Annotated in this window: 18 protein-coding genes and 1 pseudogene; 4 read left to right on the forward strand and 15 right to left on the reverse strand. The window is 65.4% G+C overall.

What is annotated here, in order from left to right:
* Window positions 1–8: 8 nt before the first annotated feature.
* From EV137_RS21315 to EV137_RS21385, 14 genes and pseudogenes are all read right to left on the reverse strand, one after another.
* Window positions 9–299: pseudogene (locus EV137_RS21315) on the reverse strand (ATP-binding protein); the annotation flags it as partial.
* A gap of 620 nt (window positions 300–919) precedes the next feature.
* The gene (locus EV137_RS21325) at window positions 920–1732 is read right to left on the reverse strand and encodes an alpha/beta fold hydrolase (RefSeq protein WP_238175466.1); all 813 of its coding nucleotides are present in this window, start codon (window positions 1730–1732) and stop codon (window positions 920–922) included.
* Window positions 1733–1780: 48 nt separating this feature from the next.
* Complete coding sequence (locus EV137_RS21330; RefSeq protein WP_238175467.1) at window positions 1781–2287, reverse strand: DoxX family protein; 507 nt, start codon at window positions 2285–2287, stop codon at window positions 1781–1783.
* Between the two features lie 19 nt (window positions 2288–2306).
* Entirely contained in the window at window positions 2307–3152 is an 846-nt protein-coding gene (locus EV137_RS21335; protein WP_134130471.1) for an ABC transporter permease, read from the reverse strand.
* Window positions 3149–4114: an ATP-binding cassette domain-containing protein gene (locus EV137_RS21340; protein ID WP_134130472.1), complete on the reverse strand. Its 966-nt coding sequence runs from the start codon at window positions 4112–4114 to the stop codon at window positions 3149–3151. The genes EV137_RS21335 and EV137_RS21340 overlap by 4 nt, the downstream gene beginning before the upstream one ends.
* Before the next feature lie 104 nt (window positions 4115–4218).
* Entirely contained in the window at window positions 4219–4812 is a 594-nt protein-coding gene (locus EV137_RS21345; RefSeq protein WP_134130473.1) for a PadR family transcriptional regulator, read from the reverse strand.
* A gap of 163 nt (window positions 4813–4975) precedes the next feature.
* Complete coding sequence (locus EV137_RS21350; RefSeq protein WP_134130474.1) at window positions 4976–5833, reverse strand: helix-turn-helix domain-containing protein; 858 nt, start codon at window positions 5831–5833, stop codon at window positions 4976–4978.
* Between the two features lie 31 nt (window positions 5834–5864).
* Window positions 5865–6377, reverse strand: a complete 513-nt coding sequence (locus EV137_RS21355) for a DUF6879 family protein (protein ID WP_134130475.1) — start codon at window positions 6375–6377, stop codon at window positions 5865–5867.
* The gene (locus tag EV137_RS21360) at window positions 6358–6594 is read right to left on the reverse strand and encodes a hypothetical protein (RefSeq protein WP_134130476.1); all 237 of its coding nucleotides are present in this window, start codon (window positions 6592–6594) and stop codon (window positions 6358–6360) included. Before EV137_RS21360 ends, EV137_RS21355 begins: the two co-directional genes overlap by 20 nt.
* A 167-nt stretch (window positions 6595–6761) precedes the next feature.
* On the reverse strand, window positions 6762–7205 hold the full coding sequence (locus tag EV137_RS21365) for an Imm1 family immunity protein (protein ID WP_134130477.1): 444 nt from the start codon (window positions 7203–7205) through the stop codon (window positions 6762–6764).
* Between the two features lie 6 nt (window positions 7206–7211).
* Window positions 7212–8090, reverse strand: a complete 879-nt coding sequence (locus tag EV137_RS21370; RefSeq protein ID WP_134130478.1) for a DddA-like double-stranded DNA deaminase toxin — start codon at window positions 8088–8090, stop codon at window positions 7212–7214.
* Between the two features lie 15 nt (window positions 8091–8105).
* Window positions 8106–8366 (reverse strand): hypothetical protein, encoded by a 261-nt coding sequence (locus tag EV137_RS21375; protein WP_132407017.1) that lies wholly within the window; start codon window positions 8364–8366, stop codon window positions 8106–8108.
* A 228-nt stretch (window positions 8367–8594) separates the two neighbouring features.
* A complete protein-coding gene (locus tag EV137_RS21380) occupies window positions 8595–8921 on the reverse strand; it encodes a hypothetical protein (protein WP_134130479.1) in 327 nt (108 codons plus the stop codon).
* 82 nt (window positions 8922–9003) lie between these two features.
* Window positions 9004–9204, reverse strand: coding sequence for a hypothetical protein (locus EV137_RS21385; RefSeq protein ID WP_134130480.1), 201 nt, complete (start codon window positions 9202–9204; stop codon window positions 9004–9006).
* 301 nt (window positions 9205–9505) lie between these two features.
* Between EV137_RS21385 and EV137_RS21390 the strand changes: the two genes are divergently transcribed.
* Together EV137_RS21390 and EV137_RS21395 are read left to right on the forward strand one after the other, a co-directional pair.
* Window positions 9506–10786, forward strand: coding sequence for a helix-turn-helix domain-containing protein (locus tag EV137_RS21390; RefSeq protein ID WP_166679963.1), 1281 nt, complete (start codon window positions 9506–9508; stop codon window positions 10784–10786).
* A 30-nt stretch (window positions 10787–10816) separates the two neighbouring features.
* Complete coding sequence (locus EV137_RS21395; RefSeq protein WP_134130482.1) at window positions 10817–11176, forward strand: hypothetical protein; 360 nt, start codon at window positions 10817–10819, stop codon at window positions 11174–11176.
* A 151-nt stretch (window positions 11177–11327) separates the two neighbouring features.
* Here EV137_RS21395 and EV137_RS21400 read toward each other — a convergent pair whose 3' ends face one another.
* The gene (locus EV137_RS21400; protein ID WP_202871062.1) at window positions 11328–12017 is read right to left on the reverse strand and encodes a hypothetical protein; all 690 of its coding nucleotides are present in this window, start codon (window positions 12015–12017) and stop codon (window positions 11328–11330) included.
* A gap of 613 nt (window positions 12018–12630) precedes the next feature.
* On the opposite strand from EV137_RS21400, the gene EV137_RS21405 reads away from it, so the two are divergent.
* Complete coding sequence (locus EV137_RS21405) at window positions 12631–12828, forward strand: DUF397 domain-containing protein (RefSeq protein WP_202871063.1); 198 nt, start codon at window positions 12631–12633, stop codon at window positions 12826–12828.
* Window positions 12829–13292: 464 nt separating this feature from the next.
* Window positions 13293–13619, forward strand: coding sequence for a hypothetical protein (locus EV137_RS21410; protein ID WP_134130483.1), 327 nt, complete (start codon window positions 13293–13295; stop codon window positions 13617–13619).
* Window positions 13620–13624: the final 5 nt, after the last annotated feature.

The raw sequence follows: 13624 nt of genomic DNA on the forward strand, positions 1-13624 counted from the left end.
GACGGGTGTCAGGTTGTCCGCTGCTTTGTGGCTTGGGCCAGACGGTAGGAGTCGGTGCCGGTCTCGAGGATGGTGCCGCCGAAGGTGAGTCGGTCGACGATGGCTGCGCATAGCCGGGGGTCGGTGAAGGTGTTGGTCCAGCCGCCGAAGGAGTCATTGGACGCGATCGCGACCGAGGCCTTCTCCTCACGCTCGGTGAGGACCTGGAAGAGGAGTTCCGCGCCGCGGCGGTCGAGTTGCATGTAGCCGAGTTCGTCGATGCACAGCAGGTCGACGCGGCCGTAGCGGGCCAGTCGTCGATCACCACTCGGTACGCGTCAAGCCGTGAGCCGCGTTTGGGCGGTTGCGTTCTCTCCTTCGGCCATGCAGATTCCAGCGCCGCTGTCACGGTTCGGAAGCCGACGCCGTGCTTGCGCTGCAGCGCGCGGTTGGACATCCCAGATCGGGCATCCCGTCGGATCGCCGCGTACAGGTCGACCCGGGAACGCGGCTGCGTCATCGGTGGCACTCCTGACGTGAGCACGCCGTGGGCACGACTTTCGGCACCGGGCCACCGCCCGGGAACGGTGACCGCATGCGACCACAGCCCGGAATCACTGGCCCTACCGAGGTGCCTGGTCATGTGCTGCGCAGGGCTTCGGTGGGCGGTACTGAGTCGGCCCGGAGTGCGGGGTACGACCGACGACGGAGCCGATGAGCAGCGAGTAGGCCAGGTCGAGTCCCACTGAAGCCCAGGTCAGTACGACGGCCCGGCCTTGCGTGGTGACGAAGACGTTGGTGACGAGCACGCCCTGGATCAGGCCTGTGATGCCGCCGACGACATCAACCTCGACACCACCTGTCCGCCCGTGTCCCTGGCGCGACGAAGATCTGCTTGCGCGGTGCCTAATCGGTCTTCCCGCAACACCTCGCGGGCCCCTCAGTGTTCGCTGCTGAAGAACCGTAGCAACAGCGGGCCGACGATCTGTGGGTCGACGACGTGATCCGGCCCCTCGAGGGTCTCCCGTTGAGCGTGGGGTAGGAGGTCTGCAAGCTCGTCGGCTGCGCGGTCGAAGAAGTCCGAGGGCAGGCCTGCCATGTAGGGGACCGTGATCGGTCCTCCGGTGGTGACCAGGACCGGTTGGGTGACCGTTGCCAGTCGATCGGCCGGCAACTGGTAGCGGTTGAGGAAGAGGCTGTCGTGGACCAGCGTGGGCGCGAGGGCGACCGAATCCGCCCAATGCGCCGTCTGCTTGCCTGCCGCTTTCCTGGCCGCGATGTTGTCGTCGGAGGCGCCGGTCATGCGCATGAACAGTTCGAGAACCTCCTCGTCTCGCCCGGCGTCGAAGGCGCGTCGGGTGTCCGCGACGTACTCCTCGAATCGCGGGCGTATGTCGTCCCCGACCGCGTAGGGCACCTCCCACACGGCGATCGTGTCGATGGCTGACCCGGCCGCGGCGGCTTCCAGCGCCAGAGCGCCACCAGAGGACGCCCCGAACAGGTGCGCCGAGCCGCCCGCCTCCGCGATCAACGCATCCAGGTCCTCGATCTCCCTTTCCACGGCGTAGGGCTCGGTGAAGCCGCTCGCGCCGCGTCCCCGACGGGCATAGTTGTAAACCGTGAAGTGCTCGGCGAGAGCAGGTATCAACGGAGCGTTCTCGGCTCCGTCGTCCTGTGCGCCGCCTACCAGGACGACAGCCGGGCCGCTTCCCTTCCGGTCGTAGGCGATGGTGGTGCCATCGTTTGATGTCACGCGAAAGGCCATCTCGTTCATCTCACATCTCCGTTCGAGAGGTTTGTCTCAGCGCCTGAGCAGCGTGCCGACGACGGCCTCGGTGCGCGACCACCGCGCCCTTGCGATCACGGCCGCCACGACGAGAAGGGCGAGCGGCAGCCAAGGGCTCTGCTCGAGCACGAACTGATCGGTGATGACAGCACCGGTCAGCAATGCCGCCAACCCCAGACTGGCCAGGCCCGCCAGAGCCGGGATCAGAAGTCCAACCCCTCCCGCGACCTCCAGCGCTCCGACCAGGTACCGGAGCCACTGGCCAGCCCCGATGTCGGCGAACATGTCCACCATGACCGGGTCGCCGGCGAGCTTCGAGATTCCGCCGCCGGCGATTATCGCCGCCAGCACGACTTGCAGAATCCAGACCCCGATGCTGCTCGCCCGCCCGGGCGTGTGCGCAACGGTTTCCGAGTTGTTCTTGGGGATGGTGCTCATTCGGCTCTCCTTGTCGTGTCCGGGCCTGGTACCGGTGATGGCGTTGGCCGAGTGGGCCGGGTTGTCGGAGTTGATTTCGACCAAGTGCTCGCGGTAGCGGCATCTACTTCTTGTTGCGGTAGAGGACCATGGTGATGGGACCGAACACCGCGACGAGAAGTACGGACGAGACGAGCACCCAGCCGATTTCCCCGGCCGGGACCGAGCCGTCCATCAGGCCGCGTACCACGGTCGCCAGGTGGGTGATCGGGTTGACCTCGACGACCGCCTGCATCCACCCGGGCATCGTCTTCGGGTCCACGAAGATGTTGCTCACGAACGTGAGCGGGAACATCACCATCATGCTGACCCCCGCCACCGAGTTCGGCGTGCGCAGGATCAGGCTGAGCATCGTCCACAGCCACGACAGGCAGAACGAGAACACCAGTAGCAGCACCACCGAGAGCACTACCCCGACGGCGCCACCCTCCGGCCGGAACCCTAGGACCAGTCCGAGCGTGATCACGATCGCCGACCCGATCGAGTAGCGCACCAGATCGCCGAGCAGGGCGCCGACCAGCGGCGACGGTCGCCACACCGGAAGTGACCTGAACCTGTCGAACACCCCCTTCTGGATGTCGGTGTTCAGCGTGATGCCAGTGTTCATGGTGATCATGACGTTCGCCTGCACCAGGATGCCGGGCAGCAGGAACTGCAGGTACTCCTGAGTCGACCCGGCGAGCGCGCCACCGAACAGGTAGGTGAACATCAGCGTGAACATGATCGGGAACATGGTCACGTCGACGAGCTGCTCCGGGACGTGTTTGATCTTCAGCAAAGCGCGCCAGCCGAATGTCAACGAGGTGAGCACCGGACCGGGGCGCGACGGCCGCTCGCCAGCCAACAGCACACTGCGGAGCGCGTCCTCGGTGACCGGCGCCGACGCCTGCTCTGCGGACGTGGCATTCATGCGGCATCCTCCTCGGGTGTCTCCTCGGCGGCGTGCCCGGTCAGGGCGAGGAACACCTCGTCCAGGCTCGGCTGACCGAGCGCGAACTCGGTGACGTCGATGCCGCTGCGGGACAGCTCGGCCAGGGAACGGGCGACCCGCTCGGGGTCGGAGATCCGCGCGGACAGCGCAGCCGGGTCAGCGGACGGCTCGGCCGGCACCTCGAGGACGCCGGCGAGGACCCGCTCTGCCTCGGCCCGCTGCTCGGGCGCACGTAGCCGTACGTGCAGCGAGCCGGCGCCGACCGATGCCTTGAGCTCGCCGCTCGTGCCCTCGGCGATCACCTTCCCGTGGTCGATCACCGCTATCCGGTCGGCCAGCTGGTCGGCCTCGTCGAGGTACTGCGTGGTCAGCAACACGGTGGCGCCCTCGGCGACCATGCCCCTGACGATCTCCCAGACCTGGTTCCTGCTGCGCGGGTCGAGCCCGGTCGTGGGCTCGTCGAGGAAGATCAGTTCGGGGGTGACGACCAGGCTCGCCGCGATGTCGATGCGCCGGCGCATCCCGCCGGAGTACTTCTTCACCTGCCGGTCGGCCGCCTCGGCAAGACCGAACGCGTCGAGCAGGTCGGTCGCCCGCTCCCTGCCTAGGCGGCGTGAGTAGCCGAGCAGCCTGGCGAGCAGCAACAGGTTCTCCACCCCGGTGAGGTCCTCGTCGACCGACGCGAACTGCCCGGTGAGGCCCACCCTGCTCCGCACCGCCTGGGCGTCACGCACGACGTCGTAGCCGAGCACTTGCGCCTCTCCGGCGTCGGGGTGCAGGAGCGTGGCCAGCATGCGGATCGTGGTGGTCTTGCCCGCCCCGTTCGGACCGAGCACGCCGTACACGCCCCCGGCGCTCACGGCCAGGTCCACACCGGCGACCGCGTGGGTCTTGCCGAAGCTCTTCTTCAACCCTCTCGTCTCGATCGCGCGCTTTCCCATAGGTTCGATTCCTTCTCTCGGTGTTGCGAACGGATTGGTTGAGCACTAGTCAAGTTTGGCTACTTGGCCAGAGTGCACGAAGAGGAACGTCTAGTCAAGTTTGATTAGAAGCGCATCTTGAGGTGATCGGGGACCGTTCGCCACGAACCCGGATCATCGGCCATGGTGTAGGCGCCCTCAGCCAGTCGTTTGCTCAGGCTCTTCGCCCACTCCAGTTCGGTGCGTGCGTGTCCCGCCCACAGCTCGGCCTGATCGCGGACGTGCTCGGGGGTGTCCCGATTGGGGTGCTCCCGCCACTTGGCCTGCTCTACGAGCTCCGCTTCCAGGCGCGCGACTCGCTCGTTGACGTGCGCGATGGCATCTGTCCTGGTCAGCATGGGCAACATGGCGATGGCCGCGTTGAGCATGGCCGGGTCGTGGGTGCGCCGCAGACCGTCGCGGACAAGTTCAACTATCTCGTCACGTCCCCGAGCTGTCGCGCGGTACAGAACGCGCTCCGGCCCGGAGTTGCCCGGCTCGGGGTGTTCGGTGAGGAGGCCATCAGCCGCCGCCTTCTTCAGCGCGTGATAAATCGAGCCGGGCTTGATCTTGGCCCAAATCTCCACACCCCAGCTCTGCAGTTCGGACCGCACCTGGTAGCCATGCGCGCCGCCGGAGAGGTGCACGACACCGAGTACCAGGAGCTTCGTCGCCGACATGCGCCCACCTCCGCTCAATCTGCTCGGACTCGCTCCGCTTGCGCGCCCGCCAGGGTGTTGTCAACTCCCACCAACACTAAGGTGCCCTCCTGGTCCGGGTGGTGTCAGCACTGACCTACAAACGGTGCTGGTGGAGACCTCCAAAGCCAAGAGGGAAAGGATCTCAGGCAGATAGATCCGCGAGCGAGGACTGGATCAGGCCGCGGGCGGTTGATCCGTACACGGCGAGCTTGCCGAGTGCCGTAAATGTTTCGGCATACATGGCGATCTCGCGCGGGTGGGTGATCGTCAGGAAGCCCGATACCAGCTCCACGTTGGCCTGAGCATTGTCGAAGATGTAGAAGTCTTCGACCGGCCAGCGTGGCGATCGGTCGACGTCGGCAGGAATCACACCGAGGCTCACCGACGGCAGTTGCATAACGTCGAGCAAATGCCGCAACTGTCCGGTCAACACCCCTGGGCCGCCGACTTGGTAGCGCAGCGCCGCTTCTTCGAGGACGAAGGCGAAGGTGTGCCCGCCTTGGGTGAGGATGCGCTGGCGATCCATCCGCTCGGCCAAGGTTGCGGCGATGTCGTCGATCGCGACGTGCCGGCGAGCCCGGATCGAGGTGAGTACGGCCGTCGTGTAGTCCGCGGTCTGCAGGAGTCCGGGCACCATGGTCTGGCAGTAGGAGCGGTACTGCCTGGTGCGGTCGTAGAGGTCGCGAACGGAGGCGTTGAGATGGCGCAACCCGGTCCGATCGACGCGTCGCCAGTCCAGCCACATCGAGTCGACGGACCGCAGCTCGGCGATGAGCTCGGGCAGGAGTGCCGTCGCGGAGCAAACTGCGCACCAGGTGCGCAGATCGGCTTCGGATGGTTGTTGCTTGCCGTGCTCGATCTTGGAGGTCTTGGCCTCGTGCCAACCGGCCGCAGTGGCCAGCGCCCGCGCGGAGAGTCCCGCGTCGAGTCTGATGTCCCGCAGCCGATCAGCGAGCGCCTGACGGGCGCTCTGGGCACTTGAGGATTGCGAAGGAGGCATCCAGATCGGTAACGACGTAGAGGCAGGACCGCTAAAGCGTAACGGAGTACTGCTCGTGGTCGATGCCGCGTTCCCACGCGGCCTCGAAGGCCGAGAGGCACAGCTTCACTGCGTCTGGATCGGTGCTGACCTCGTTCCCGACAAACTGCCCGTCACCAGCGAACAGACCGAACTGCAGTGTTGCCTCGTCGAAGATCCAGACATCGTTGCCAGGCAGGGCAATCGCCGACACTCGTGGGCGAGGTACCCAGCGAATCGCCTCGCCCGCAACCACGTTGACCCGTGAGGTCACAGCATGTTCGAACGCGATGTACTCCGACGCGGGTTCGCTGATGACCCGGACCCGCTTGAACGCGACGCCTCGTGCTGTTGCAGAGCTGGCGATCTCTGTCCAGCCGGCGTACTCGCGGACCGCTTGGTCGAGATCGCCTGCCTTCCATGCCGCGAAGGCGGGATCGTCGAGCATGTACTGGTCGCGGAGCTCCAGCTTCAGCACACTCCGCGTGCTGCTCGCGAGCAGTTCATCAAACGACGGCTCCGGCACGACACGCCTCCACAATCATCTCCGCCATCCTGGCGGGTAGCTTCACGACCGACTCCGAGTCCGAGAGACCGCTGTCCTCGGACAGCCTGGCCAGCAGAGTCGGATCGACGACCGTCTCACCCTGGAAGTAGACGTCTCCAGTCTCCTCGTCACGGAAGACCGCAGGACAGTTGTTGCCTGGGCAGTCTGGGTCCTTGCCGTAGAACTGTAGTGCCACGATGACCTCCCGGGTTGAGTACTGCGTTGTGGGTGAGTGCCCGGCCAAATCATCGAGCGGGCGTCCACTCGTGGCCAAGCTTTTGGCGAGTACCTCGCAAGTTCGCGCAAGGTGCTTGCCAGATCTGGGGGTGCGACGATGGTTGTCTGCTTCCTCTGATACCGAGTTCAGCTGACGCCTTCGGGCCAGTCGCGCCACTCGAAGGACCGCGGTCGGGCACCGTCGCCGCTTACGAACTCCCGCACCGCTTGGCGTACCTGATCGATGCTGACTTCGGAGTCCTGCGGCCAGCCCTGGTCGTGACTGGCGTAGTTGTAGAAGACCTCCTCGCGCAGGCTGACCTGTCCAGGGACGTACCAGCTGCCTTCGTGAGTGCCGTCGTCGCCGACGTAGCGGATGCCGCCGACTTTGGCCTCGGCGTGAAGGGCGACCCGCAGTTCGTGATCAGGTACGCCGGACTCCATCAGAGGGCGGGCCGTGCTGTAGAGCGTGATAACGGAGTTGTCGAACGACTCGGCCAAGACGGAATCGATGAGGGCGTCGACGTCGTCGGCGGACTCGATAAGCGTCGGTTCATCGTTCTTGTAGAAGGCTTCCACCGTGTTCGGCATCGTCACTTATCCGTTCTGTTGGCTGGCGTACGTCTTCTTGAATCCGTTGGGACCGACGATGGTCAAGGTACTGCCTGGTGGCAGGAACAGTTTCAGCAACTGGTCACAGCCGAATCGACCGGGGCAAGGGATCTTGTTGACCACGATCGTCTCGTGCCTCAGGCCACGTTCACGCATGAGCAACGCGAACTTGGCTTCCACATGTGAGGCAACCATCGGATCCGCGTCTTGGCGGCCGATCCGCTGCTCGCGCATGAACTCCTTGACTTGCTGGTAGTACGGGTCAACCCCCTGCCCGTCGCTGCTCCGCTGGCCGCTAACAAGCGGGTGTTCCTTGCCATCGGCGTCCTTCCACAGGCCCCGCGTCTTCGGTCGGCTGACGACTGATCCGTCACGGATCGGCAGCGTCCCGAACAGACGCCAGGCCTCCTCGTCGCTGATTCGCGGTGCCGGCGGCACCTCCTCTGGAGTCCCGTCGCCGCCGGCTCCCGCGATCTTTTCTGACTCGCTAGCTTCCGGCGCTTCTTTGTTCTCGTTCGGCCGACGTTCAGCGAGTGGTGTGCTTCCGCCCGGGCCGAGCCTTCGCCGACCTGCGGAGCCATCGCCCGGTTCGGCGGTCCGTACGCCGCTGACCATCTGATCCACCCACGCCCTCGCACGGGACTCAGCTTGCGATAGGTAGTGGGCAGCTTCTTCGCAGCGCCTCGCTGCCTCGTCGAGCTGCGTGGCGGCCATGCGGGCACTCGGGTTGTTGCTCGAGCTGCCGATCCATGCCGCCGCTTCGCGGCTCTTCCTGGCTCGGTCGTGCAGGTAGGTAACCGCTCGCGTCGACTCGTCCAGGCATGCGAGCAGCTGTACGGCGATCCGCTGCAGCTCGGATGGCATATGTGCCGTGGCCGGCTAGATCTGGTCGGCGTAGCTGCGACAGCCAGCCTCGGCGATCTGCAACGACTGCACGGCTTGGTCGACGGACTTCGCAGCTGCATCGAGCATCGTCGCGATGTCCTGGTCGGCCCGCGTTGCCGTACCGCGGATCAGGGCGTGAACTTGCTGGCTGGATTGTTCGAAGCGCTGCTTGAACCCGGCCAAGCTGGCCGCGCCCTGCCGCGACTGGTCGGCCAGACCGTGCAGCTGCATCTTCATCTGTTCGACTTGGGACATATGTCGGCCTCACTTCCGAGGGGCGCTGAGAAGAGGGTGGAACGGCTGGCGCAGGACGGACTCGCCTCCGCGTCCCGCGCCAGCCGGCTGTCGGGCGATCCTTGGCCGAGTCCTCCACAGGGGATAGGACGACTCGGACAAGGACCGCAGATGGCGGGACCGGTGGGTGTGCAGCGATCTTCTGCACGTGCGGGCTGAGGACGACGACTCCCCACCGATCCCGCCGGTTCATGGGGCGACCCCGTGCAGAACGATGCGAGCCCCCGTGACGCGCTCGAACTGGACTTGTACCTCTGCCGGATTTCCGACCAATGCAAGGTGCCGAAGACTTGGCAGGACTACTGCCGTGATCTGGTAGCGGTTGACCGAGGCCACCAACGCCTCGAACGTCGCCGGAGCGGTATCGGGGTCTTCGACGTAGACCGAGCCCATGGCAAGGCCTTCGAGTTTGGCGAACGCTTCGAGTTCACACTTCAGGTCGTCGACGTGTCGGTCGGACAAGTACAGGTCACGCCGGGCATAGCCAAGCAGCAGTGGCCGGGCGTCGTCGGTCACCGCTCCTCGTCCATCCACTGGCGGAACGTCGCGACCAAACGCTCCCAAAGTCGGGACCACCAGCCGCGTCGGTGTAGGCCGTTCACGAGTTAGCAGCATCTTCGTCCACCGCCACAGTCACTGGCTCGATGGTGATGCGAAGACTGGCGAAGCGCCGAGTCATCGCGGCTTGGTACTGGATGGCCGTCGTCGGCTCGGCGGTGTAATCCGCGATGACATGCTCACCAAACCAGACCCGGACTCGGCGGTCGGTCGGGCTTTGGTCGTCGACGAGGGCATTCACTCGCCACGCACCTCCTCCGAGATGTCTCGGATCATGAACCCGTACAGCACAACTGCGACGAGCGTGAGGACCCACGTACCGGTCATGGCGCTTCCAACTCCTACGTCGAGATGAGGGGCGACAATCTGAGGCGGCGGGCGCGGGATGTCGAGCGACACCGCTGGTCCGGCCTAGACCCAATTGCATCCCTTACGCTGGGTACACGACAGCGCACGTTTGTGGCATCTCTGGCGCATCCTTGACCAACGCTGCACACGCGCGGCACTCTGCCAAGCAGCCGGTGGGAGGTGGAGATACGACGGTGGCAGGCAAGCGGACCCGATTGGCCGAGTGGCGACGCGCGGCTGGGTACAGCCAAGAGCGTCTGGCCGAGCATCTCGGCGTGGACCGCTCGACCGTGGCGCGCTGGGAGGCTGGCGGTACCGTGCCAGTGCCGTTTGCCCGCCCGCGGCTCGCGGAGGCGTTGGGAGTCTCGAGTGCGCAGCTCAACGCTGTCTTAGGTGGAAGTGGACCGTCAGAATCGCGGCCGGCCGCCGAGACGGTGGCCTCTGGAAAACTAACAGAGACCGACTTGCCGCGCCGAGGCTTGCTGCGACTCCTCAGCCTGGCGGGCACCGTTATTGCGGGAGCCGAGCTGGTCGGCGATCGGAGCGAGTTCGTCGCCGACGGGCCTCTGAACGCTGGGTCGGTTGCGGAGCTGGCGAACTTCAACCAGCAGCTGTGGCAGATCTTCGCGATGGCAACTGCCAAGCAGGCGGTGTATCCACTGGTGACGCAACAACTCGCTCAGTTGGTCGACCGACTGAAACGGACACATCGAGCAGCTACGCGCCAAGCCCTCTGCGAGCTGACCTGTGACCTGTTTCAGCTGGCCGGCGAGGTCTTCTTCGACAACGACCAATACACCTCGGCGGCCCACTGCTACACCCTGGCCGCACAGGCTGCCCGCGAGGCGGATGCCCGCGACATGTGGGCCTGTTCCCTGACTCGGCATGCCTTCATTAGCGTGTATGAACAGCAGTTCGCGGACACGGTCCCGATGCTGGCCTCGGCAGCTGATCTGGCCGCTAAAGGCGATAGCGCCCTCTCCACGCGCTACTGGGTGAGTGCCGTGCAGGCCGAGGCCGCCGCTGGACTGGGTGATCTGAGTGCTAGCGAGCGAGCACTGGAACAGGCCGAACAGGTGAGAGGGCTAGGCCGCGAGAGTCAGACCGGAGGATGGCTGCGCTTCGACGGCTCGCGGCTGCCCGAGCAACGCGGTACCTGCTACACCCTGCTCGGCAAACCGGACCAGGCGGAGAGGTCTTTGCAAGAAGCACTGAGTACGCCGGTCTCGCTGCGCCGGCGCGGTAGTGTGCTCGTGGACCTGGCAAACGTAGGAGTGATGCGCCGAGATGTCGAGCAGACGGTGAGTTACGCAACCGCCGCCATGGACCTGACGAAGCAGTCTGGTTCGGGCGTGATCGCTCGCAAGCTCTCCGGCCTGAACGAGCAGCTCGCCAGCCACCGCCACGATGCGCGGCTGTTGCGCTTGAGCGAAGACATCTCGGCATGCCTGTCCGTCGAGCGCTCGCCGCTGTAGGAATCTCACCCGTCCAAAGGAGCCACGCTGTTGTCAAACGAACAGGGCCGCATCTTCCGTGACGCATGGATCGCAGGCGTGACGAAGCACTACCCCGGCGAACCAAAGCCCGGATACGTCGCACCGTGGGAAGAGACACCCGATTGGGAGCGGGAGAGCGCGGCGGCGGTCTACGAGCAGGTGCGGGCGTTCGTCGAGTTCTCTGAAGGAAACACGAGCAAGCTCAGCCGGGAGCAGAAGGGCCGGTTTGTGGCGCTGTGCTGGATCGCGCAGATCTACCGTCACATCCCCGACCCCAAACCCAGCTACGTAGCCGACTGGGACGACCTGCCGGCCTGGCAGCAAGAAACTGACGCAGACATCTTCGAGCGGATCGAAGGCGTGAGCTGACGCCCGCTGGCATCTGTGCAGGCCGTGCTGCCTACGAACGCGGTCTGCACTGCTCGTCGCGGCTAGTTCATGACAGCTCGACTGCGCCGTCCGCGTGGACCCACCAGACGTCAATCTGCGCGGCGCTGAGCGACGCGGCCACTTCGCCATATCAGTCTCGGTAGCGTTGAAACTCGGGGAGTGCGATGGCGCTCTGCCAGTCGGGCTGCTTGCCGCGGAGTCGCATAGCGGCCAGGACTGCTGCTGCGAACCAATGACCGGCCTGCGTGCTTGGGCTCGTGCGCTTGATCTCATGGGCGCGCCTGGAGTCGGCGTAGCTGCGACTAGGAAAGCCCTTCACCTCGATCCCGACAGTTCCGCGGTCCCCCCTCGCGATCACGTCGATACCATGTTCCCGCGCGGCGGTGTTCGCTACCGAGAGGATGCGCCAGCCTCTGTGTGCCAACTCCGTGACGACTGCGGCCTGGACGTTGGCCTCGGTATGCCACTCTTCTTCGGGGCTGGCAATCGTCGTTGACTCCTCTGGGCCAGGCGTTCCGACGTCTTGGGTGGGGGCAGTGTCGGTGGCCGATCCGCGCGCTTCGATCTCGCCCCGGAGATCGAACCCCAAGGCAGCCAGATGTCGCCGCGCCGTATGGGAGATGAACTCGGACCGTGGCACGCCGACGGCCGCTTCGAAGGCCTGGACTGCCGGGAACCAGATGTTGTTGACGCGAACAGCGTGCTTGTGGATGGCCTCGGGCGCGGCGTCGGCCAGCCGAGCCTCTACCTGGGCCCGAGAGAGCTCGTAGGGCCGCCCGTTCAGAGTGAAGCGAATCGGCGCGTCGTCGAGGCGACTCATAGGCCAAAACTACGCCATGCGATGCGCTGCCACGAGCATTGCGAATCCTCCAGTCCTGTCGACGGCAGGGCGAATGACGGCACTTGCAGACGTCCCAGGACCGGCCACCGGCGTATCCGCGTCCAGTTCGATGAGCATGTCATCGCGGATCACGCCGGCCAGCCGTCGACGCCCTCCGGTACCAAGCCGGCATGACGTGGCGCTTCGCAATCCTGCGTATCACCATCGAGCCGTACGCGGCGGTGGATGGAGATGCCGCCGACTCGTGAACGGCCAGCACAGACGCGGGCGGGTGGGCCGCGAATCTGGGGATCTTTGATCACGAGGTTCCGCCGGTAGATGGACGAGGAGCGTGAACCGACTACAGCCGGCCGAGACAGCGCATGCATTCCGAGCTGCAGCGCGTCGCCGGGCAAATGCTGGCCTGTCTTGACGACGTCCCCTCGGGCGGTCGATGACGAGCCAGGAAGTGCCGCGAAGCCGCGGCATGGATCGGGAGCACCAGTAACAACGCAAGCGGCCGAATGGCAACTCGGCCTGCGGGAGCGAGCCGTTCCAATCCCGAGTCAGCCGGGTTCTGCTGGCCTGCCCGCCCCGAGCGAAAAGGAAGCAAATGACCGGCCTCACGACCGCCGCCTGGCGGAATGCTACCCGCAGCAACAACAGCAACAACTGCGTCGACGTCGCGCTCATGCCGGACAGCGGTGCGGCGGTCCGCGACAGCAGGGAACGGGGCCGCGGCCAGATCCTGCACTTCACCCGCCGGCGGGTGGGCGGCATTCACAGAAGGCATGAAGGCGGGGGAGTTTGACGCTCGTGCCTGACAGCTCGATCGCAGGCTTGTTAATCCGTACGGCGATCGCTGCCCCCGTTTGGGCCAGCGACGGCTACTGTTCGTGATGGTTCTGCTATGTCGGGTTGCGTAGCGGGGATGGGAGATGGCTGTGTCCGAGCTGAGAAGCCGTCGTGGCGGCGACGACCTGAGCGAGGGCAACATGCCAGGGATCAGGCTGGCGAGACCAGGCGCCCTGAGTACGACATGTCTCAGCCGTCCGACGGCGGTGTACGTGATCAACAGGCAAGCCGAAGATGCTCCGGCGCGCGACCGGGATTGACAATTGAACTCGATTCGCCATCCTGGCGGCGCGGACAAAGCACTGCATGGCATAGCTTTGGTCACAATCTGCAACCTATGCTTGGCAGGACTAGTCCAGTCGGGCATAGTGCCGGAGGCTGGTACAGCCGTGACGAGGGCCGATTCCTGTGGGGGGACAAGTGGCCGAGAAGTACAGCTATCGGGATTACACAGCTGACGGTACGTACTGGACCGTGCGGAAGCGCGGGAAGACCTTCTGGGTGCTCCGGCTCAAGAGTGGGTCGCAGGAGCAGTGCGACGTGTGGGGCGGGTACACCAGTCCGGGCGCGGCTGCGAGCGCGGCCGCACAACTCGCCTATGGGCAAGCTGTGGACGAGGTGCGTGATCGCCTCCGCGTGACCTTGCACGGTGCGCTCGAGGAGATCGGGCTCGGGGCGGAGCCCCAGCAGCCTCCGGTAGCTGCGTCTAGTGCGCCGGCCAACCTGGGGGCCGGACCGGACGACTGACGGTC

This window comes from Kribbella pratensis (assembly GCF_004366075.1).
GTDB classification, from domain to species: Bacteria; Actinomycetota; Actinomycetes; order Propionibacteriales; family Kribbellaceae; genus Kribbella; species Kribbella pratensis.